This is a genomic window from Streptomyces sp. NPDC048171, from assembly GCF_043202655.1.
In the GTDB taxonomy this organism is placed as follows: Bacteria; Actinomycetota; Actinomycetes; order Streptomycetales; family Streptomycetaceae; genus Streptomyces.
The window spans coordinates 127,654-149,077 of the sequence record NZ_JBIDAU010000010.1; the positions used below are offsets into that span (position 1 = coordinate 127,654).

Annotated in this window: 15 protein-coding genes and 1 pseudogene; 8 read left to right on the forward strand and 8 right to left on the reverse strand. The window is 73.2% G+C overall.

Annotated elements, in window-relative coordinates; translation table 11 throughout:
* Window positions 1-29: 29 nt before the first annotated feature.
* The 4 genes from trpB (at window position 30) to lgt (ending at window position 4,114) form a co-directional block, all read left to right on the forward strand.
* Window positions 30-1,316 carry a tryptophan synthase subunit beta gene (gene trpB / locus ACGF3J_RS27660; protein ID WP_393855002.1) on the forward strand — a complete coding sequence of 429 codons (1,287 nt, stop codon included), beginning with the start codon at window positions 30-32 and terminating at the stop codon, window positions 1,314-1,316.
* Window positions 1,313-2,128, forward strand: coding sequence for a tryptophan synthase subunit alpha (gene trpA, locus ACGF3J_RS27665; RefSeq protein ID WP_393855003.1), 816 nt, complete (start codon window positions 1,313-1,315; stop codon window positions 2,126-2,128). Before trpB ends, trpA begins: the two co-directional genes overlap by 4 nt.
* 86 nt (window positions 2,129-2,214) lie before the next feature.
* Complete coding sequence (locus ACGF3J_RS27670) at window positions 2,215-2,988, forward strand: thioredoxin domain-containing protein (protein ID WP_161326438.1); 774 nt, start codon at window positions 2,215-2,217, stop codon at window positions 2,986-2,988.
* A gap of 109 nt (window positions 2,989-3,097) precedes the next feature.
* Entirely contained in the window at window positions 3,098-4,114 is a 1,017-nt protein-coding gene (gene lgt / locus ACGF3J_RS27675; protein ID WP_161326439.1) for a prolipoprotein diacylglyceryl transferase, read from the forward strand.
* Between the two features lie 60 nt (window positions 4,115-4,174).
* Here the strand turns inward: lgt and ACGF3J_RS27680 are convergent, their stop codons facing one another.
* The 6 genes and pseudogenes from ACGF3J_RS27680 to ACGF3J_RS27705 all read right to left on the reverse strand — a co-directional run.
* Entirely contained in the window at window positions 4,175-4,999 is an 825-nt protein-coding gene (locus ACGF3J_RS27680) for an HpcH/HpaI aldolase/citrate lyase family protein (protein ID WP_393855004.1), read from the reverse strand.
* The gene (locus ACGF3J_RS27685) at window positions 4,996-6,228 is read right to left on the reverse strand and encodes a CaiB/BaiF CoA-transferase family protein (RefSeq protein ID WP_161328451.1); all 1,233 of its coding nucleotides are present in this window, start codon (window positions 6,226-6,228) and stop codon (window positions 4,996-4,998) included. The genes ACGF3J_RS27680 and ACGF3J_RS27685 overlap by 4 nt, the downstream gene beginning before the upstream one ends.
* Window positions 6,210-7,616, reverse strand: coding sequence for an ADP-ribosylglycohydrolase family protein (locus ACGF3J_RS27690; RefSeq protein ID WP_161328452.1), 1,407 nt, complete (start codon window positions 7,614-7,616; stop codon window positions 6,210-6,212). The genes ACGF3J_RS27685 and ACGF3J_RS27690 overlap by 19 nt, the downstream gene beginning before the upstream one ends.
* Window positions 7,616-8,779 (reverse strand): ADP-ribosylglycohydrolase family protein, encoded by a 1,164-nt coding sequence (locus ACGF3J_RS27695; RefSeq protein ID WP_161328453.1) that lies wholly within the window; start codon window positions 8,777-8,779, stop codon window positions 7,616-7,618. Before ACGF3J_RS27695 ends, ACGF3J_RS27690 begins: the two co-directional genes overlap by 1 nt.
* On the reverse strand, window positions 8,776-10,038 hold the full coding sequence (locus ACGF3J_RS27700; protein WP_393855005.1) for an ADP-ribosylglycohydrolase family protein: 1,263 nt from the start codon (window positions 10,036-10,038) through the stop codon (window positions 8,776-8,778). The genes ACGF3J_RS27695 and ACGF3J_RS27700 overlap by 4 nt, the downstream gene beginning before the upstream one ends.
* Window positions 10,039-10,447: 409 nt before the next feature.
* Window positions 10,448-11,438: pseudogene (locus ACGF3J_RS27705) on the reverse strand (ADP-ribosylglycohydrolase family protein); the annotation flags it as partial.
* Between the two features lie 234 nt (window positions 11,439-11,672).
* Here ACGF3J_RS27705 and ACGF3J_RS27710 point away from each other — a divergent pair.
* The 3 genes from ACGF3J_RS27710 (at window position 11,673) to ACGF3J_RS27720 (ending at window position 18,836) form a co-directional block, all read left to right on the forward strand.
* Complete coding sequence (locus ACGF3J_RS27710) at window positions 11,673-12,404, forward strand: VIT1/CCC1 transporter family protein (protein ID WP_125494459.1); 732 nt, start codon at window positions 11,673-11,675, stop codon at window positions 12,402-12,404.
* Window positions 12,405-12,835: 431 nt separating this feature from the next.
* A complete protein-coding gene (gene gltB / locus ACGF3J_RS27715) occupies window positions 12,836-17,380 on the forward strand; it encodes a glutamate synthase large subunit (RefSeq protein WP_161330716.1) in 4,545 nt (1,514 codons plus the stop codon).
* A complete protein-coding gene (locus ACGF3J_RS27720; protein ID WP_161330714.1) occupies window positions 17,373-18,836 on the forward strand; it encodes a glutamate synthase subunit beta in 1,464 nt (487 codons plus the stop codon). The genes gltB and ACGF3J_RS27720 overlap by 8 nt, the downstream gene beginning before the upstream one ends.
* A gap of 101 nt (window positions 18,837-18,937) precedes the next feature.
* Here the strand turns inward: ACGF3J_RS27720 and ACGF3J_RS27725 are convergent, their stop codons facing one another.
* Entirely contained in the window at window positions 18,938-19,852 is a 915-nt protein-coding gene (locus tag ACGF3J_RS27725) for a chitosanase (protein ID WP_237552695.1), read from the reverse strand.
* A gap of 178 nt (window positions 19,853-20,030) precedes the next feature.
* Here ACGF3J_RS27725 and ACGF3J_RS27730 point away from each other — a divergent pair, with 178 nt between their 5' ends.
* Entirely contained in the window at window positions 20,031-20,753 is a 723-nt protein-coding gene (locus ACGF3J_RS27730; protein WP_161330713.1) for a VWA domain-containing protein, read from the forward strand.
* A gap of 21 nt (window positions 20,754-20,774) precedes the next feature.
* Here ACGF3J_RS27730 and ACGF3J_RS27735 read toward each other — a convergent pair whose 3' ends face one another.
* Complete coding sequence (locus ACGF3J_RS27735) at window positions 20,775-21,404, reverse strand: SIMPL domain-containing protein (RefSeq protein ID WP_161330712.1); 630 nt, start codon at window positions 21,402-21,404, stop codon at window positions 20,775-20,777.
* Window positions 21,405-21,424 lie beyond the last annotated feature (20 nt).

Sequence of the window (21,424 nt, forward strand, 5' to 3'; positions counted from 1 at the left end):
ACACAAGACACTCACCGTGAGGCTTCCGCATGCCCAGCAACTTCTTCATTCCCGACCCCGAGGGTCAAGTCCCCACCGTCGAGGGCTACTTCGGCACCTTCGGGGGCAAGTTCATCCCCGAGGCCCTGGTCGCCGCCGTCGACGAGGTGGCCGTCGAGTACGACAAGGCCAAGTCCGACCCGGAGTTCGCCCGCGAACTGGACGACCTCCTGGTCCACTACACCGGCCGCCCCAGCTCCCTCACCGAGGTGCCCCGCTTCGCCGAGCACGCCGGCGGAGCGCGGGTCTTCCTCAAGCGCGAGGACCTGAACCACACCGGCTCCCACAAGATCAACAACGTGCTGGGCCAGGCCCTGCTCACCAAGCGCATGGGCAAGACCCGCGTGATCGCGGAGACCGGCGCCGGTCAGCACGGCGTGGCGACGGCGACGGCCTGCGCCCTCTTCGGCCTCGACTGCACCATCTACATGGGCGAGATCGACACCCAGCGCCAGGCCCTGAACGTGGCCCGCATGCGGATGCTCGGCGCCGAGGTCATCGCCGTGAAGTCCGGCAGCCGCACCCTGAAGGACGCCATCAACGAGGCGTTCCGCGACTGGGTCGCCAACGTCGACCGCACGCACTACCTCTTCGGCACCGTCGCCGGACCGCACCCCTTCCCGGCGATGGTGCGCGACTTCCACCGCGTCATCGGCGTCGAGGCCCGCCGCCAGCTCCTGGAGCAGGCCGGACGCCTCCCCGACGCCGCGATCGCCTGCGTCGGCGGCGGCTCCAACGCCATCGGCCTCTTCCACGCCTTCATCCCCGACGCGGACGTCCGCCTCATCGGCTGCGAGCCCGCCGGGCACGGCGTGGAGACCGGCGAGCACGCGGCCACCCTGACCGCGGGCGAACCCGGCATCCTGCACGGCTCCCGCTCCTACGTCCTCCAGGACGACCAGGGCCAGATCACCGAGCCGTACTCGATCTCGGCCGGTCTGGACTACCCGGGCATCGGCCCCGAGCACTCCTACCTCAAGGACTCCGGCCGCGGCGAGTACCGCGCGGTCACCGACGACGCCGCCATGCAGGCCCTGCGCCTGCTGTCGCGCACCGAGGGCATCATCCCGGCCATCGAGAGCGCCCACGCGCTGGCCGGCGCCCTGGAGGTCGGCAAGGAGCTGGGCAAGGACGGGTTGATCGTCGTCAACCTGTCCGGCCGCGGCGACAAGGACATGGACACCGCCGCCCGCTACTTCGGGCTGTACGACACGGACGCCGAGGTCGCCGCCGACGAGGCCGGCACCACCGCGGAGATCGAGGGGGACGCCAAGTGAGCGGGAACGTACAGCTGCTGGACGACACCCTCGCCGGGGCCAGGTCCGAGGGCCGCGCCGCCCTCATCGCCTACCTCCCGGCCGGGTTCCCGACCGTCGACGGCGGCATCGAGGCGATCAAGGCCGCGCTCGACGGCGGCGCCGACGTCGTCGAGGTGGGTCTGCCGCACAGCGACCCGGTGCTCGACGGCCCGGTCATCCAGACCGCCGACGACATCGCCCTCAAGGGCGGCGTCCGCATCGCCGACGTGATGCGCACGGTCCGGGAGGCCCACGCCGCCACCGGCAAGCCGATCCTCGTCATGACGTACTGGAACCCCATCGACCGCTACGGCGTCGAGCGGTTCACCGCCGAGCTGGCCGAGGCCGGGGGCGCCGGGTGCATCCTGCCCGACCTGCCGGTCCAGGAGTCGGCGCTGTGGAGGGAGCACGCGGAGAAGCACGGGCTCGCCACCGTCTTCGTGGTCGCGCCCAGCAGCAAGGACGCGCGGCTCGCCGAGATCACCGCGGCCGGCAGCGGCTTCGTCTACGCCGCCTCCCTCATGGGCGTCACCGGCACCCGTGAGTCGGTCGGCGCGCAGGCCGAGGACCTGGTGCGGCGCACCCGCGCCACCACAGACATCCCGGTCTGCGTCGGACTCGGCGTCTCCAACGCCGCGCAGGCCGCCGAGGTGGCCGGCTTCGCCGACGGCGTCATCGTCGGCTCGGCGTTCGTCAAGCGCATGCTGGACGCCCCCGACGACGCGGCCGGCCTGGAAGGCGTCCGCGCCCTCGCCGCCGACCTCGCGAAGGGCGTACGCGGAACGGCGTGACGACGGGCACCTGACCAGGGTCCCTCGTACGGGTGGACCTTCGACCGGGGAGGCGCGCTGCGCCTCCCCGGTTCGTTCTGCGGGGTGTGAGCGAGAAGAACCGACAGGGAAAGCGCACCGCCCGGGAGAAGCTGGCGGCCGAGCGCGAGAAGCACAGGTCCAGGGACAGGCGCCGCCGTGCGCTGATCGTCGGCGCGAGCGTGGTCTGCGTCCTGGGACTCGCGGCGGTGATCGGTGTCGTCGCGGCGAACGCGGGCAAGGACGACGGCAGCGACTCGGCCGGACCGGTCGTGGCGCCCTCGGGCGCGCAGGGCAAGGACGGCCTCGCGATCCCCGTCGGTGAGGACGGCGCCAAGTCGACGCTCACCGTCTGGGAGGACTTCCGCTGCCCGGCCTGCAAGGGCTTCGAGCTGGCGTACCGCGACACGATCCACGAGCTGACCGAGTCCGGACAGCTCAAGGTCGAGTACCACCTGGCGACCATCATCGACGGCAACATGGGCGGCACCGGCTCCCGCAAGGCCGCCAACGCCGCCGCCTGCGCCCAGGACGCCGGGAAGTTCTCCGCGTACCACGACGTGCTGTTCACCGACCAGCCGCCCGAGAGCGACGACGCCTTCGCCGACGAGGACCGGCTCATCGACCTGGCCGGCAAGGTCGACGGCCTCGACACCACCCCGTTCCAGGAGTGCGTGAAGAACGGCAGGCACAACAGCTGGGTGGAGAAGTCCAACAAGGCCTTCCAGAACGGCGGCTTCAGCGGCACCCCGACCGTGCTCCTCGACGGCACGAACATCTACCAGGACCAGTCGATGACCCCGGCCAAGCTGAAGCAGATGGTGGAGGACGCCAACAAGTAGGGCGGGCGGCGGTGGGCAGGCGCGGCGCCGTGATCCGCGCGCTCGTTACGGACCCGTAGCCGGGCTGCCCGCCGCGCCTCCCGTCCGACACGGTAGCGTCGACCCTGCCATGGAACTTGCCTTCATTCCCAGCCCGTCGCGCGGGGTGCTGCACCTCGGTCCCATCCCGCTGCGCGGCTACGCGTTCTGCATCATCATCGGTGTCTTCGTTGCCGTCTGGCTCGGCAACCGCCGCTGGATCGCCCGGGGCGGGCGGCCGGGCACGGTGGCCGACATCGCGGTCTGGGCCGTGCCCTTCGGCCTGATCGGCGGCCGGCTCTACCACGTGATCACGGACTACCAGCTGTACTTCAGCGAGGGCCGTGACTGGGTCGACGCCTTCAAGATCTGGGAGGGCGGCCTCGGCATCTGGGGCGCGATCGCGTTCGGCGCGCTGGGCGCCTGGATCGGCGCCCGCCGCCGGGGCATCCCGATGCCCGCGTACGCCGACGCCGTCGCCCCCGGCATCGCCCTCGCGCAGGCCATCGGCCGCTGGGGCAACTGGTTCAACCAGGAGCTGTACGGCAAGGCGACCGACCTGCCGTGGGCCGTGGAGATCACCTCGACGGCCGACGGGCGGGTCCCGGGCACCTACCACCCGACGTTCCTGTACGAGTCGCTGTGGTGCATCGGTGTCGCCGCGCTCGTCATCTGGGCCGACCGCCGCTTCAAGCTGGGCCACGGCCGGGCGTTCGCCCTGTACGTAGCCGCCTACTGCGCGGGCCGGTTCTGGATCGAGTACATGCGCGTCGACGACGCCCACCACATCCTCGGTCTGCGGCTCAACAACTGGACCGCGTTGCTCGTCTTCGTGCTCGCCGTGGTCTACATGGTGCTCTCGGCGCGGTCGCGTCCGGGCCGGGAGGCCGTGGTCGAGCCGGGTGCCGGGCCGTCCGAGGGCTCCGACGGTGCCGAGGGACCCGAGGGCTCCGCCGGGGACGACGCGAAGGCGGACGCGGACACCACCGACGAGGACGCCGGGTCCGGTGCCACGGAGGGCGACGCCAAGTCTCCGGACGAGGCGGCCGGCGACGCGGACGACCCGCGGGACGTGAAGGACGGCGCCGACTCCGCCAAGAAGGGCTGACGCCCGCCGCACGACATCCCCGAGGGCGCCCGGATCTCCACCGGGCGCCCTCGGCGCGTGTCAGGACAGGACGGGCCGCCGGGCCAGCGACAGGGTGCGCCGGGCCGTCGCCACCACCGCCGCGTCGACGAACCGGCCGTCCGGCAGCGCCTGCGCGCCCGGCTGCACGCTGGCCGCCTTGACGATCGTCTCCGCCTCCTCCAGCTCCCGCTCGGTCGGCAGGTACGCCCGCTCGATGATCGGCAGCTGGCGGGGGTGGATCGCGGCGCGTCCGAGGAACCCCAGGGCGCGGCCGTGCGCGCAGGACGCCGCCAGGCCCTCCAGGTCCCGGGTGTCCGGATGCACCGTCTGCGACGGCGGCGCCAGGCCGGCCGCCCGCGCGGCCACCACGACCCGGGAGCGCGACCAGTCGAGGCCGGTGTCCCCGTGCACGCCCAGGTCGGCCCGCAGGTCCGCCTCGCCGAGGGCGATGCCGCGCAGCGCCGGATGGGCCGCGGCGATCGGGTACGCCCGCTCCACGCCCAGGGCGGTCTCCAGCAGCGCGTACAGGGGCGGCCCGCCGGTGGCCGCCGCCACGTCGGTGATCTGCCCGGGGGACGTCACCTTGGGCAGCCGCAGGCCGGACAGCCCCGGCAGCGCGGCCAGCGCCCTCAGGTCCGCGGCGGCCAGCGGGCCGTCCAGGGCGTTGACGCGGACGTGCACCGGCACCGGCTGCGGCTCGGTGAGCAGTTCCGCGGTGGCCTCGCGGGCGTACTCCTTGCGGTCCGGGGCGACCGCGTCCTCCAGGTCGACCACGACGACGTCGGCCCCGGCGGCCAGCGCCTTGGCGACCACCCGGGGCCGGTCCCCGGGCGCGTACAGCCAGGTCAGCGGGGGTGCGGTCATACGACGCCCTCCTCACGCAGCTCTTTCACGTCCGCCGGGGTCAGCCCCAGCTCGGTCAGCACCTCCTCCGTGTCCGCGCCGTGCGGACGGCCCGCCCAGCGGATGGCGCCCGGGGTCGCGGAGAGCCGGAAGAGGACGTTCTGCATACGCAGCGGGCCCAGCTCGGGATCGTCGACGGTGGTGACGGTGTCGAGCGCCTGGTACTGCGGGTCGGTCATCACGTCCCGCACGTCCTGGACCGGCGCCACGGCCGCCTCGGCCTTCTCGAAGGCGGCGAGCACGTCGGCGCGGCCGTGCCGGGCGATCCAGTCGCCGACCGCCGCGTCCAGGACGTCGGCGTGGCGGGCCCGGTCGGCACCGGACGCGAACCAGGGCTCGTCGATCAGCTCCGGGCGGCCCACCAGGCGCATCACCCGCTCGGCGACCGACTGGGCCGAGGTGGACACGGCGACCCAGGTGCCGTCGGCGGTGCGGTAGGTGTTGCGCGGGGCGTTGTTCTGCGAGCGGTTGCCGGTGCGCGGCTGGACGTGGCCGAGCTGGTCGTACCAGGTGGGCTGCGGGCCCAGGACGGTGAGGATCGGCTCGATGATCGCCATGTCGACGACCTGCCCCTCGCCGGTGCGCTCGCGCGCGGCCAGCGCCGTCATCACGGCGTACGACGTGGCCAGCGCGGCGATCGAGTCGGCGAGCCCGAACGGCGGCAGTGTCGGCGGGGCGTCCGGTTCGCCGGTCATCGCGGCGAAGCCGCTCATGGCCTCCGCGAGGGTGCCGAAGCCGGGGCGGCGCGCGTACGGGCCGAACTGGCCGAAGCCGGTGACCCGGGTGAGGACCAGCCGGGGGTTGACGGCGGACAGCTCGTCCCAGCCCAGGTCCCACTTCTCCAGGGTGCCGGGACGGAAGTTCTCGATGACGACGTCCGCGGTCGAGACGAGGCGCAGCAGGGTGGTGCGCCCGGCGGGCTTCGAGAGGTCCAGGGTGATCGTGCGCTTGTTGCGGCCCAGGATCTTCCACCACAGGCCGATGCCGTCCTTGGACGGGCCGTGGCCCCGGGACGGGTCGGGCCGGGAGGGGTGTTCGACCTTGACCACCTCGGCGCCGAAGTCGCCGAGCATGGTGGCGGCGAGCGGGCCCGCGAAGAGGGTGGCGAGGTCGAGCACCCGCAGACCGGTGAGCGGGGCGGTGGCGGCGGTGACGGAGTCGGGGGCGGCGTTCACGGCGGGCTGGGACATGGGCGGGTGGCCTCCCGGTGGGTGAGGTGGGCGAGGGTGTCGAAGCCGGTGCCGTCGAAGTCGCCGACCGACGTGGCCAGGCGGTTCTTCAGCGGGCCCGTCCAGTGCTCGGGCAGGGCGGCGGGGGAGCCGGCGAGGAGTCCGGCGACGCCGCCGACGGTGGCGCCGTTGGAGTCGGTGTCCCAGCCCCCGGAGACCGCGCGGGAGACCGAGCCGGTGAAGTCGCCGTCGGCGTGGGTGAGGGCGGCGGCGATCAGGGCGGTGTTGGGCACGGCGTGCACCCAGTGGTGGGCGGGGGAGTGGCGGGCGTGCAACTCGTCGACGACCGTGTCGAAGTCGGCGTGCGCCTGGGCGAGGTGGACGGCGTGGCGCACGGCCGCGGACAGGCGGGAGCCGGGTGGCACGACCGCGAGGCCGGTGCGCAGGCAGGTGTGCACGTCGTGGGTGCCGGTGGCGGCGGTGGCGATGACGGCGGCGGCGAACATGGCCGCGTGGACGCCGCTCGCGGTGTGGGTCAGGGCGGCGTCCCGGTGGGCCTGCTCGGCCGCGGCGGCCGGGTCGCCGGGGTTGGTCCAGCCGTGTACGTCGGCGCGGATCAGGGCGCCGATCCACTCGCGGAAGGGGTTGCGGTGGCGGGCGGTGGCGGGGGGTTCCAGGCCGGAGAGCAGGTTGCGGTAGGCGACGCGCTCGGCGGTGAAGGTGCGGCCGGCGGGGAGCTCGTCGAGCCACACGCGGGCCACGTCGGCGGTGCTGAAGTTCCTGCCGTGACGCTGGAGGAGCAGGAGGTTGAGGAGCGGGTAGTTGAGGTCGTCGTCCTCGGGCATCCCGTCGATGTTCTCGGCGAGGGAGGTGGCGGCGGAGCGGCGGTTCCAGGGGTGGGCGGCCGCGAGGTCCGCGGGGAGGCCCCGGGCGGTGAAGTAGCCGGTCGGGGGCCAGTTGCCGGTGGCGCGGCCGATGCGGCGGATGCCGGTCAGCGGGAGCTTCTCGACGGGCTTGCCGAGCAGGCAGCCGGCGGCCCGGCCCAGCCAGGCGGCCTCCAGCCGGGCCGGGGACACGGACGGGTTCGGCGCCGGGGACACGGCCGGTGCCGGCGGGGCGGCCGGTGCGGGCCAGTCGGGGCACAGGTCCCGGATCCGGTCCAGGTCGGTCGGTTCCGCGGCGGCGGTCGGGTTCGCCAGCCCGGCCAGGTCGTCCAGCAGCTCCTCCGCCAGGAGCCTGAGGCCCCGGGAGGCGGGCCGGGGGGACGCGCCCGCGCGGTCGGGGGCCGGGTCGCCGCCCGCCGCCTCCCAGCGGGCGGCGACCGCCGACGCGTCGCGGCCCTCCAGGGCGGCCTGGCGCAGCTCGTGTCCGATCAGGTCCTCGGGCTGCACCCAGGTCAGCCGCAGCATCACGGACCCCCGATCGCGCCGAACGCCCGCTCGTGCTCGCGGCGCCGCACCAGGTCCCGCTCGAAGACCTCCCGGGCGACCGCGCTCAGCGTCGCGGCCGGCTCCCACAGGTCGAGGCGGCTGGCCTCCGCGACCCGCTTGGCCCACTCCTGGGGGACCGGTGAGCCCAGCGCCCCGGCCAGCGCGCCCGCCATCGTGGCGATGGAGTCGCAGTCGCGGCCGTAGTTGACCGCGCCGAGCACCGCGTGCCGCCAGTCCCCTCCGGAGACGAGGAGCATGCCGAGGGCGACGGGCAGTTCCTCGATCGCGTGCAGCCGGGACGGGCGCCGGGCGCCCAGCGACGGCGCGCGGTAGTCGGGGCCCACCGTGTCGTACGGCGTGACCGCCTCCCGCAGCGGGGCCAGCGCCGACTCGAAGTCCGAGTACCGCGCGGCCACGTCGCAGACCGCCTCGATCGCGGCCCGCGTGCCGTCCTTGGCCAGGGCCAGACAGGCGGCCACCACCGAGTCCGGCGTCGCGCCCGGCGCGCAGGCCGCGGCCACCGCCGCCGCGAAGACACCGGCCGCCTCCCTGCCGTACGACGACTGGTGCGCGCCGGCGACGTCCAGGGCCTCGGCGTACGCGCCCGCCGGGTGGGCGGCGTTGACCAGGCCGACCGGCGCCATGTACATCGCGGCACCGCAGTTGACGATGTTGCCGGTGCCCGCCTCGCGCGGGTCCACGTGGCCGTAGTGGATCCGCGCCACCAGCCACTTCTCCGCGAGGAAGATCCGCTGGAGCGGGAGTGCCTCGGTCTCCAGCTCCGGGATCCAGCGGGGGTGCGTCATCAGGTCCGGGACCAGGTGCTCGGCGACCGCGTAGGCGTCGAGGTGGTCGCGGACCGTGCCGTACACGCGGACCAGCGCGTGGGTCATCAGGGTGTCGTCGGTGACGTGGCCGTCGCCCTTGTGGTACGGCGCGAGAGGGCGGGCGGTGCGCCAGTCGTCGCCGTTCCAGGGGCCGACGACGCCGTGGATCCGGCCGCCGTGGCGTTCGAGGATCTGCTCGGGGGAGTAGCCCTCGACCGGGCCGCCGAGCGCGTCGCCGACGGCCGCGCCGACGAGGGCGCCGGTGACGCGCTCCTCCAGGGTCGCCGGGCCGGAGCGCGGCGTGTGGGCTGTCATTTCGTGCGTCCTCCTTCGGGTCGGTTCGGCTGCGTGGCGTGCAGGAGTCCGGCGAGTTCGACGAGGTCGGTGCCGGTGAGCCTGGGCAGTACGCAGCCGGGGAGGGTGCGGCAGGTGTCCCGCCAGGACGCGGGCACCGAGGCGCCGCCGCCCAGCGCGCCGGTGAGGGCGCCTGCCAGCGCGGGGGCGGAGTCCGCGACCCTGGACAGACAGGCCGCCGCCGGGACCGTCTCCGCGAGGACGCCCCGGGCGGCGGTGGCCAGGGCGAGGGCGACCGGGACGGTCTCGGCGGCGGCGATGCCATAGCTGTAGACGTGGTCGACGATCTGGTGCTCGAGGAGCGGGACGAGGGCGAAGGCGCTCTCGGCGTCCGCCGCCAGGGCCAGTGCCTGGCGGGCGTTGCGGCCGATCTCCGTCCCCTCGGGGAGTTCGGTGAGGGCGGCCGCCACACAGGTGTCCACGCCGGCGCCGGTGAGGGCCCGGGCCAGCGCCGCCGCCATCGCCCGCGCGCCGTGCACGCCGTCGCCGTCCTGGGTGTAGCGGGCGTCGAACTCGGCGAGGTCCGCCGCGAGGCGCGGGTCGCCCGGGTGGGCGACGGCGAGCACGCAGGCCCGGACGCAGGCGGCGTCGTCGAAGTAGTGCGGGTTGTCGTGGCCGGTGGCGGGCGGGCGCAGGCCCGCGGCGAGGTTGCCGAGCCCGGCCCGTACCGAGATGCGGGCGCGCAGCGGCAGTACGGCCGACTCGGCCTCCGGGGCGCGTTCCGTCGCCGCGGCCACCTCGCTGGCGACGGCGTTCCAGGTCAGGTCGATCGCCGCCCGCACCCTCCGGTCCCGGCTCAGGTCCCCGAGCACGCTGTCGTCGCCGGCCCGCAGCAGTGCCTCGGCCGCGAACGCCGCCCACTCGGCGTCGTCCGAGGGGCCGAGACGCAGGGGCTCGGGGGGCTGGTTCAGGGCGATGGGGACGGGGAGGGTGGTGGTCGCGTTCTGCTCGGCGAAGGTGTCCAGCTCACGGGTGAGGCGGCGCGTCCACTCCGGCATCCGGGCGGCCCGGTGCCGGGCGGCGGGCCAGCCGGCCGCGTCGCCCGCGGCCAGACCGAGGAGCAGCCCCTCGACCCGGTCGCGGCCCGGCACCGCACGGGGGATACCGGCCTCGGGCGCGGGGCGCTGTCCCATCCCGGCGGGCGCCGACTCCCCGGGCGCCTCGACGTACGCGGTGGTGACCGTCGTGCCCACGCCGGGCCGGACCCCGCTCACGGCCACACCTCCGCCCCCGCCTCGGCCACGAGGGTGCCCTGCGCGGGCGGGTCCGTGAGCGGTACGGCGTGCGGGGTCAGTGGTACGTCGGCGGCTCGACCGCCCGGCGCGGGCGGGTTCGTGACCGGCTCCGGCGAGGTCCGGTCGGCGGGGAGCGCGGTGTCGGCCGGCGGGGGCGGGCCGTGGGGTCTCGTGCGCCGTGCGGCTTTCCCGGGCGGGGGTGCCTTCGGGGTGCCCGGGATCGGCACTGGGGCGTGCGGGTCGGGGTCCGGTGGGGGGCGGTCGGCGGGGAGCGGGGTGTCGCCGGGTGGGAGCGAGGTGCGGGGGCCGTCGGGGTGGGAGGGGTGCGTGGGCTCCTCGCGTCCCGGGGGGACCCGTTCCGGATCCCGCACGGTCCGCCGCACCTCCTCCGCCGCGCCCGTCAGCAGGTCCGCCACCTCCAGGACGTGGTGACCGGCGATCGCGGGCAGGCAGGTGCCGCGGGCGGGGCCGATGGCGGCGGCCCAGGCGGGCGGGATGGCGGCGACACCGTGGGTGGCGCCGGCCAGCGCGCCCGCCACCGCTGCCGTGGTGTCGGCGTCGCGTCCCATGTTGACGGCCGTCAGCACCGCGTCCGTGAAGTCGCCGTCCGCCGCCGCGTACGCGCCGAAGGCGAGGGCGACCGCCTCGGGTGCCAAATCGGTCCACGGGTAGCCGCCGATGACCACGGCGGAGCGGACCGCGCGTTCGCCGCGATGCGCCGCCGTCATCGCGCGGCGCAGACAGCGGGCGGTCCAGGAGTCGTCCGGCACGACCGCCAGCGCGGAGGCCACGACCGCGACCGGCGCCGCCCCGGCCATCGCCGCCGCGACCCCCGCCGCCACCGCCTGACCGCCGTAGATGCCCTCGCCTTCGTGGCTGACCGAGCCGTCGATCGCGACCAGCCGGGCCGCCTCGGCCGGGCGGCCGGCCGCGAACACGCCGTGCGGGGCCGCCCGCATGGCCAGGCCGTCGCTCCAGGCGTGGCGGTGCTGGGCGGAGATCGGGGCGGCCAGCCCCCGGCGCAGGTTCTCCAGGGTGCCGCGCTCGCTGAAGCCGGCGCCCCGGAACGGGCCCTCCTCCCGGTCCGCGATCCACTCGTGCCAGGCGGTCTCCACGTGCACCGGGGTGAGCGCGGCGCCGTACCGGGCGAGCAGCAGGCCGGAGAAGATCGCGTACTCGGTGTCGTCGGTGCCGGCCGGCCGGTCGGCCACGTATCCCGTGATGCGGCCCCATCGGGCGCGGATCTCCGACGGCTTCATGTTCTCGGCCGGCGCCCCGAGGGCGTCCCCGACGGCCAGTCCGAGCAGCGCGCCCCGGGCCCGTTCGCGGAGTCCGACGGCGCCCTGGGGCGCGGGGACCGGGGGAATGCAGGCGGTGGATGCCATGCGGCCTCTCCTCTCCCTCTGCGCATCTGTCCCCGGTGCGGTGCGCACCGCAGCCTCACCGGGCCCAGCGTCACCCGGTCGACATCTGTGCGGACAAGATCACGAATGAGCACGGAGAGGTAAAACCGCAGGTAAGCACAGCCTTTCCTTGCTGGCGAGCCGGAAATGATCGACGTAGATTGGGTGTTGTTAAAAAGTAGAACCGATCCAAACTAGCTCTCCGGGGGATCCCTCATGGCCATCATCGAGACCGAGGCGCCGCTGCACGAGGCGCACCGCGACAACCACACCCACCGCGACGTGAACGGCGGCTGGCTGCGCCCCGCCGTCTTCGGCGCGATGGACGGCCTGGTCTCCAACCTCGCCCTGATGACCGGCGTCGCCGGCGGCGCGGTGAGCCAGCAGACCGTCGTGCTGACCGGTATGGCCGGTCTGGCCGCCGGCGCCTTCTCCATGGCCGCCGGCGAGTACACCTCCGTCGCCTCGCAGCGGGAGCTGGTCGAGGCCGAGCTGGACGTGGAGCGCCGGGAGCTGAGGAAGCACCCGAAGGACGAGGAGGCCGAGCTGGCCGCGCTCTACGAGGCCCGCGGCGTCGAACCGCGGCTCGCGCGGGAGGTGGCCCGGCAGCTGTCCAGTGACCCCGAGCAGGCGCTGGAGATACACGCCCGCGAGGAGCTGGGCATCGACCCCTCCGACCTGCCCTCGCCCACCGTCGCCGCCGTGTCGTCCTTCGGTTCCTTCGCGCTGGGCGCCCTGCTGCCCGTGCTGCCGTACTTGCTCGGCGCCTCCGCGCTCTGGCCCGCGGTGCTGCTCGCACTGGCCGGACTGTTCCTGTGCGGCGCTGTGGTGGCGAAGGTGACGGCGCGCAGCTGGTGGTACAGCGGACTGCGGCAGCTCGCGCTCGGCGGTGCGGCGGCCGGTGTGACGTACGTCCTGGGCAGCCTGTTCGGGACGGCCGTAGGATAGCCCGGCTCGAACTTATGCGAGGGGCCGCATAAGTAGCCGTTACTCGCTGGTTTCGAGTACGTAATCTCCGGGCATGAGCCGTAAGCGCTGTGGGCAATGAGGCCGGCCGCGCACCCGTGGGGCGAGCGACGACGCTCATTCCACGCCTTCGGGCCGACGGACATCGATCTGTGCGCTTCGGTCCTCCATAGCTTCCACCGCCGGCCGCGGTACCCCCGCCGCAGCCCTCGCTGTCCGCATGTTGGAATGGATTGTCCCGTTTACCGAGAACCACTCCATCATGTAACCTGCACCAAATTTTGCACCGACACCGCAGAGGGCCAACGTCGTCCCTCGGCACCTGCACATGCCAGATGACGACGACGGGAGAGCCGATGCGTACGCCGCGCCAGCCGTCCCAGCATTCCGCGAGTGGCCAGAACTGGTCCTTCATGGATGCTCGCCCTGCTGCCCAGGGTATGTACGACCCCCGCAACGAGCACGACGCCTGCGGCGTCGGTTTCGTCGCCACTCTCACCGGCGAGGCATCGCACACCCTGGTCGACCAGGCACTCACCGTGCTGCGGAACCTGGAGCACCGAGGCGCCACCGGCTCCGAGCCCGACTCGGGCGACGGCGCGGGCATCCTCTCCCAGGTGCCCGACGCGTTCTTCCGCGAGGTGGCCGGATTCGAGCTGCCCGAGGCCGGGTCGTACGCCGTCGGCATCGCCTTCCTGCCGGTGGACGGCACCGAGGACGCCGTCTCGCGGATCGAGACGATCGCGGGCGAGGAGGGCCTCACCGTCCTCGGCTGGCGCGAGGTGCCGGTCGCCCCGCAGATGCTCGGCGCCACCGCCCGCTCGACCATGCCGGTCTTCCGCCAGATCTTCGTGACGGACGGGGCTTCGCAGGGCATCGCCCTCGACCGCCACGCCTTCGCGCTGCGCAAGCGCGCCGAGCGCGAGGCCGGCGTCTACTTCCCGTCGCTGTCCGCGCGGACCATCGTCTACAAGGGCATGCTGACCACCGGCCAGCTGGAGCCGTTCTTCCCGGACCTGTCCGACCGCCGCTTCGCCTCCGCGATCGCGCTCGTGCACTCCCGGTTCTCCACCAACACCTTCCCGAGCTGGCCGCTCGCCCACCCGTACCGCTTCGTCGCGCACAACGGCGAGATCAACACGGTCAAGGGCAACCGCAACTGGATGCGCGCCCGCGAGTCCCAGCTCGCCTCCGACCTGTTCGGCTCGTCCTCGGACCTGGAGCGCATCTTCCCGGTCTGCACACCGGACGCCTCGGACTCCGCCTCCTTCGACGAGGTCCTGGAGCTGCTGCACCTCGGCGGACGCTCGCTGCCGCACTCCGTGCTGATGATGATCCCGGAGGCGTGGGAGAACCACGACTCCATGAACCCGGACCGGCGCGCCTTCTACCAGTTCCACTCCACGATGATGGAGCCCTGGGACGGCCCCGCCTGCGTCACCTTCACCGACGGCACCCAGGTCGGCGCCGTGCTCGACCGCAACGGCCTGCGCCCCGGCCGCTACTGGGTCACCGACGACGGCCTCGTCGTCCTCGGCTCCGAGGTCGGCGTCCTCGACATCGACCCCGCGAAGGTCGTCCGCAAGGGCCGCCTCCAGCCCGGCCGCATGTTCCTCGTGGACACCGCCGAGCACCGCATCATCGAGGACGACGAGATCAAGGCCCAGCTCGCGGCGGAGAAGCCGTACGCCGAGTGGATCGAGGCCGGCGAGATCGAGCTGTCCGACCTGCCCGAGCGCGAGCACATCGTGCACACCCACGCCTCGGTCACCCGCCGCCAGCAGACCTTCGGGTACACCGAGGAGGAGCTGCGCGTCCTCGTCGCGCCGATGGCCAAGACCGGCGCCGAGCCGATCGGCTCCATGGGCACCGACTCGCCCATCGCCGCGCTGTCCGAGCGCCCCCGGCTGCTCTTCGACTACTTCACCCAGCTCTTCGCGCAGGTCACCAACCCGCCGCTGGACGCCATCCGCGAGGAACTGGTCACCTCGCTGCGCTCCTCGCTGGGCCCGCAGGGCAACCTCCTCGACCCGACGGCGGCCTCCTGCCGCAGCGTCCTGCTGCCCTTCCCGGTGATCGACAACGACGAGCTGGCCAAGCTCATCCACATCAACGCCGACGGCGACATGCCCGGCTTCAAGGCCGCGACCCTCTCCGGTCTCTACCGGGTGCACGGCGGCGGCGACTCACTCGCCGCCCGCATAGAGGAGATCTGCGCCGAGACCGACGCCGCGATCGAGAACGGCGCCCGGCTGATCGTCCTCTCCGACCGCCACTCGGACGCCGAGCACGCGCCGATCCCGTCGCTGCTGCTCACCGCGGCCGTCCACCACCACCTCATCCGCACCAAGCAGCGCACCGAGGTGGGCCTGCTGGTCGAGGCCGGTGACGTCCGCGAGGTCCACCACGTCGCCCTGCTCATCGGCTTCGGCGCCGCCGCCGTCAACCCGTACCTGGCGATGGAGTCCGTCGAGGACCTGGTCCGCGCGGGCACCTTCCTGCAGACCGACGACGGCGAGCCCGACCAGGCCATCCGGAACCTGATCTACGCCCTCGGCAAGGGCGTCCTCAAGGTCATGTCCAAGATGGGCATCTCCACCGTCGCCTCCTACCGCGGCGCCCAGGTCTTCGAGGCCGTCGGGCTCGACGAGGAGTTCGTTGCCAAGTACTTCAACGGCACCGCCACCAAGATCGGCGGCGTCGGCATCGACGTCGTCGCCAAGGAGGTCGCCGCCCGCCACGCCAAGGCGTACCCGGCCAGCGGCATCGCGCCCGCGCACCGTGCCCTGGAGATCGGCGGCGAGTACCAGTGGCGGCGCGAGGGCGAGCCGCACCTGTTCGACCCGGAGACGGTCTTCCGCCTCCAGCACGCCACGCGCTCCGGCAAGTACGACATCTTCAAGCAGTACACCGAGCGCGTGAACGAGCAGTCCGAGCGCCTGATGACGCTGCGCGGCATGTTCGGGTTCACGTCCGACCGGGCGCCGATCTCCGTCGACGAGGTCGAGCCCGTCTCCGAGATCGTCAAGCGCTTCTCCACCGGCGCCATGTCGTACGGCTCCATCTCCCAGGAGGCGCACGAGACCCTCGCCATCGCCATGAACCAGCTGGGCGGCAAGTCCAACACCGGTGAGGGCGGCGAGGACCCGGAGCGCCTGTACGACCCGGCGCGCCGCTCCTCGATCAAGCAGGTCGCCTCCGGCCGCTTCGGCGTCACCAGCGAGTACCTGGTCAACGCGGACGACATCCAGATCAAGATGGCCCAGGGCGCCAAGCCCGGCGAGGGCGGCCAGCTGCCCGGCCACAAGGTGTACCCCTGGGTCGCCAAGACCCGGCACAGCACCCCCGGCGTCGGCCTGATCTCCCCGCCGCCGCACCACGACATCTACTCCATCGAGGACCTCGCCCAGCTGATCCACGACCTCAAGAACGCGAACCCGCAGGCGCGGATCCACGTCAAGCTGGTCTCCGAGGTCGGCGTCGGCACGGTCGCGGCGGGTGTGTCGAAGGCGCACGCGGACGTCGTCCTCATCTCCGGCCACGACGGCGGCACGGGCGCCTCGCCGCTCACCTCGCTGAAGCACGCCGGCGGCCCCTGGGAGCTGGGCCTCGCCGAGACCCAGCAGACCCTGCTGCTCAACGGCCTGCGCGACCGCATCGTCGTGCAGACCGACGGCCAGCTGAAGACCGGCCGGGACGTCGTCATCGCCGCGCTGCTCGGCGCCGAGGAGTTCGGTTTCGCGACCGCGCCGCTCGTCGTCTCCGGCTGCGTCATGATGCGCGTCTGTCACCTGGACACCTGCCCGGTCGGCATCGCCACCCAGAACCCGGTGCTGCGCGACCGGTACTCCGGCAAGGCCGAGTACGTGGTGAACTTCTTCCAGTTCATCGCCGAAGAGGTCCGCGAGATCCTCGCCGAGCTGGGCTTCCGCTCCATCGAGGAGGCCGTCGGCCACGCCGAGACCCTCGACGTGACCCGCGCCGTCAACCACTGGAAGGCGCAGGGCCTCGACCTCGAGCCGCTCTTCCACGTGCCCGCGCTGGCCGAGGGCGCCGTGCGCCACCAGGCCACCGGACAGGACCACGGCCTGGAGAAGGCGCTCGACAACCAGCTGATCAAGCTCGCCTCGGACGCGCTGTCCGCCGCGGACGCCACCCAGGCCGCCCCGGTGCGCGCCCAGGTCGCGATCCGCAACATCAACCGCACGGTCGGCACCATGCTCGGCCACGAGGTGACGAAGAAGTTCGGCGGCGCGGGCCTGCCCGACGACACCGTCGACATCACCTTCACCGGCTCCGCCGGCCAGTCCTTCGGCGCCTTCGTCCCGCGCGGCATCACGCTGCGCCTGGAGGGCGACGCCAACGACTACGTCGGCAAGGGCCTCTCCGGCGGCCGGATCGTCGTCCGCCCGGACCGGGGCGCCGACCACCTCGCCGAGTACTCCACCATCGCCGGCAACACCATCGGCTACGGCGCCACCGGCGGCGAGATGTTCCTGCGCGGCAAGGTCGGCGAGCGCTTCTGCGTCCGCAACTCCGGCGCGCTGGTCGTCTCCGAGGGCGTCGGCGACCACGGCTGCGAGTACATGACCGGCGGTCACGCGGTCGTCCTCGGCGAGACCGGGCGCAACTTCGCGGCCGGCATGTCCGGCGGCATCGCCTACGTCGTCGACCTCGACCCCGACAACGTCAACGCCGGCAACGTCGGCGCCGTACAGGCCCTGGACGACGCCGACCGGGACTGGCTGCACGACGTGGTGCGCCGGCACGCCGAGGAGACCGGGTCCACGGTCGCCGAGAAGCTGCTCGCGGACTGGTCCGCCACCGTGGAGCGGTTCAGCAAGATCATCCCCAGCACGTACCAGGCAGTGCTCGCCGCCAAGGACGCCGCCGAGCGAGCCGGTCTCTCCGAGACCGAGATCACCGAGAAGATGATGGAGGCGGCGACCAATGGCTGACCCCAAGGGCTTTCTCAACCACGGCCGTGAAGTCGCCCAGTCCCGGCCGGTCGAGGAACGCGTCAAGGACTGGAACGAGGTCTACGTCCCCGGCTCCCTGCTGCCGATCATCAGCAAGCAGGCCAGCCGCTGCATGGACTGCGGCATCCCGTTCTGCCACAACGGCTGCCCGCTCGGGAACCTGATCCCCGAGTGGAACGACTACGCCTACCGCGAGGACTGGTCGGCCGCGTCCGAGCGGCTGCACGCCACCAACAACTTCCCGGAGTTCACCGGCCGTCTGTGCCCGGCTCCGTGCGAGGCCGCGTGCGTGCTCGGCATCAACCAGCCGCCGGTCACCATCAAGAACGTCGAGGTCTCCATCATCGACAAGGCGTGGGAGACCGGGGACGTCGCCCCGCAGATCCCGGAGCGCCTGTCCGGCAAGACCGTCGCCGTCATCGGTTCGGGCCCGGCCGGCCTGGCCGCGGCCCAGCAGCTCACCCGGGCCGGCCACACGGTCGCCGTCTACGAGCGCGCGGACCGCGTCGGAGGCCTCCTCCGGTACGGCATCCCCGAGTTCAAGATGGAGAAGCGGCACATCAACCGCCGCATAGAGCAGATGCGCGCGGAGGGCACCCGCTTCCGCACCGGCGTCGAGATCGGCCGCGACCTGAAGGCCGGCGATCTGAAGAAGCGGTACGACGCCGTCGTCATCGCCGTCGGCTCCACCACCGCCCGCGACCTGCCGGTCCCCGGCCGCGAGCTGAACGGCATCCACCAGGCCATGGAGTACCTGCCGCTGGCCAACAAGGTCCAGGAGGGCGACTACGTCGCCCCGCCGATCTCGGCCGAGGGCAAGCACGTCGTCGTCATCGGCGGCGGCGACACCGGCGCCGACTGCGTGGGCACCGCCCACCGCCAGGGCGCGGCCTCCGTCACCCAGCTGGAGATCATGCCCCGGCCGGGCGAGGAGCGGGACGCGGCGCGCCAGCCGTGGCCGACCTTCCCGATGCTGTACAAGGTCACCAGCGCCCACGAGGAGGGCGGCGAGCGGGTCTACGCCGTCTCCACCACCCACTTCGAGGGCGACGAGGACGGCAACGTCCAGTGGCTGCACATGAGCGAGGTCGAGTTCATCGACGGCAAGCTCACCCCGAAGCCGGGCACCGAGCGCAAGATCCCGGCCCAGCTGGTCACCCTCGCCATGGGCTTCACCGGCCCCGACCGGGAGAACGGTCTGGTCGACCAGTTCGGCCTGGACCTGGACGAGCGCGGTAACATCGCCCGGGACGCGGACTTCCAGACCAACGTGCCGGGTGTGTTCGTCGCCGGTGACGCCGGCCGCGGGCAGTCCCTCATCGTCTGGGCGATCGCCGAGGGCCGCTCGGCCGCCCGCGGTGCCGACCGCTTCCTGACCGGGGCCAGCGACCTGCCGGCCCCGATCCGCCCGACGGACCGCGCACTCGTGGCCTGACGGACGGAACAACCGAAGAACGTCCCGCACAAAGGCGTGCGGAACACTGATGGCGCCTGCCCCGTCCCCGACCGGACCATGGGCAGGCGCCGTCGCATGTGTCAGGGCGCCCGGTAGGCGTCCCCGTACACCTCCCACTCCAGCGGCGTCTCCAGCTTCAGGTTCCCGGCCGCCAGGAACCGGCGCTGGGCGGTGTCGACGCGGGAGGTGTCGATGCCCGGGCGCTTGGCCTCCATGGCCCGGCGGCGGACGTCCAGGAAGGCCCCCAGGTACTCCTTCTCGGAGCCGCCCCGCGCGGGCGTCCTCGCCTCGGCCATGGCCCGCTCGCGCAGCCCGTAGAAGCCCTCGGCGTCCGTGTCCGGGCCGTGGAAGACCATCGCGTCGTAGTAGACGAACTGCCCCAGCGTGCCGAGGCCGTCCAGCTTGGCGAGGCGGACCGCCGGTTCGAAGTAGACGCGGTCGCGCTCCGCCTCCTGGGCCTCGCGGAACGCGGGGACCTCCGCCTCCGCCCGCCAGGCCGCCGTGAAGCCCGGGTCCAGGCCCTCGTGGGAGTCGGTGCCGTCGACCTCGCGCAGGGCGGGCAGATACGCGGCCAGGCCGTTCTCCGGGTGGGCCTCGGTGTAGCGCTCGACCAGGGCGAGCAGGTCGTGGGTGCCGGTGCAGAAACCGATGATGCCCGCGGTGTACCCGTCGCCGTCCCCGAGGTCCTCGATGGTGCCGTACGCGGTGCGCCACTCGGTGGTCGAGTTCTCGGCGCTGGACACCAGCTGCTGGGCCAGCTCCTTCTTGGCGGGCGCGGCGAGCCCCGGCGGCAGGCCGGCGATCAGCGCGTCGTCCGCCGCCCGCTCCTGTTCGGCCCGCCCCTTGGCGTCCTCGCGGGACGACGGGGCGGTGGCCGCGGCGGTCGTGGAGTCCGCGGTGCCGTCCGCGCCCCCGGGGTCCGCCGGCACCGCCAGGTACACCCCCGCGGCGATCACGGGAACGGCCCCCAGAAGCAGCACACCGGCACGTCTCATCGCGGGAACCTCCGCCTGTAGGTACGGCGCTCCGCGCGCCGTGATCATGGCCGTCACCGCCGGTGGGGACGGCGGCGAACAAAATAGCGAATGCCGGTGACCGCTCTCGGAGGCGGGGTGCGCGGTGCCGTAGCCTCGGCGGCCAGTAGCCGTATGTCAGGGGTGACGGGGGAGTCGGATGGCCGCGATCAGTCTCACCAAGGTGCGGGAGGCGGCGCCCGCGCTGGTCGACCTGTACAAGAGCGCCGGGGTGTCGCTCACCAAGCACGGGCTGGAGGGGGCGCGGGCTGCGGTCTACCTGGTCGTCGACTACTCCGGGTCGATGAAGCCGTACTACAGGGACGGCAGTGTGCAGGCGCTCGCCGACCGGGTGCTCGGGCTCTCCGCGCACCTCGACGACGACGGCACCGTGCCCGTGGTGTTCTTCTCCACGGACGTCGACGCGGTCACCGAGATCGCGCTCGCCGACCACGAGGGGCGGATCGAGCGGATCGTGGCCGGACTCGGGCACATGGGGAAGACCAGCTACCACCTGGCCATGGACGCCGTCATCGACCACTACCTGGACAGCGGCGCCCGCCACCCCGCCCTGGTCGTCTTCCAGACCGACGGCGGCCCGATCAACCGGCTCGCGGCGGAACGATACCTGTGCAAGGCGGCGCCGCTGCCGCTGTTCTGGCAGTTCGTCGGCTTCGGCGACCCGGGCAGCCGCCAGTTCGAGTACCTGCGCAAGCTGGACGAACTGGCGGTGCCGCAGAAGCGGGTCGTGGACAACGCCGGGTTCTTCCACGCGGGCCGCGACCCGCGCGAGGTGACCGACGCCGAGCTGTACGACCGGCTGGTGGGCGAATTCCCCAAGTGGCTGGTGGCCGCACGCGCGCAGGGCATCGTACGGCCGTAGCGGACGGGCGGCCGCGCGCGGTCAGTGCCGCAGCGAGAAGCCCAGCAGGACCTCCGCGGACACCTCCACCGTGCCCGGCGCCAGGTCGCCGGACCCGCCGCCCGCCTTGGCCGCGCGGAAGTGGGCGAAGGGCTCCGCCTCCACGTCCTGGATGTGCAGCACCGGGCCCAGCCGCACGTCCGCCGCCTCCGCGTACACCTGCGCCTTGCGCCGGGCCGCGGCCACCGCCCGGCGCCGTGCCTCGTCCCGCAGCGCCTGCTTGTCGAGGACGTCGAACTCGACGCCGTCGATCCGGTGGGCGCCCGCGTCCACCATGTCCGTGATCAGCTGTTCGAGACCGTCCAGCGCCCGCGTCTCCACCGAGTACGAGGCCTGGCACCGGTAGCCGAGGAGCCTGCGCTCACCCCCGTGACCGTCGTACTCCGAGCTGAGCCCGAGCCGGGAGCCCGAGACCCCGGCGTCCGGTACGCCGTGCCGCCGCAGGACCTCCCGCAGCCGCGAGACGGCCGCCCCGGCCTGCTGGAACGCGCGCTCCGGTGTCGGCTCCAGCACGTCCACCGCCGGCTGAACCCGCGCGAGGCCGGGTTCGGTCCGCACCGTGCCCGTGCCGGACACGCTGATCCCCCAGGGCTCTTCGATGGCCTTTGTCATACCGGCATTGAAACACCGCG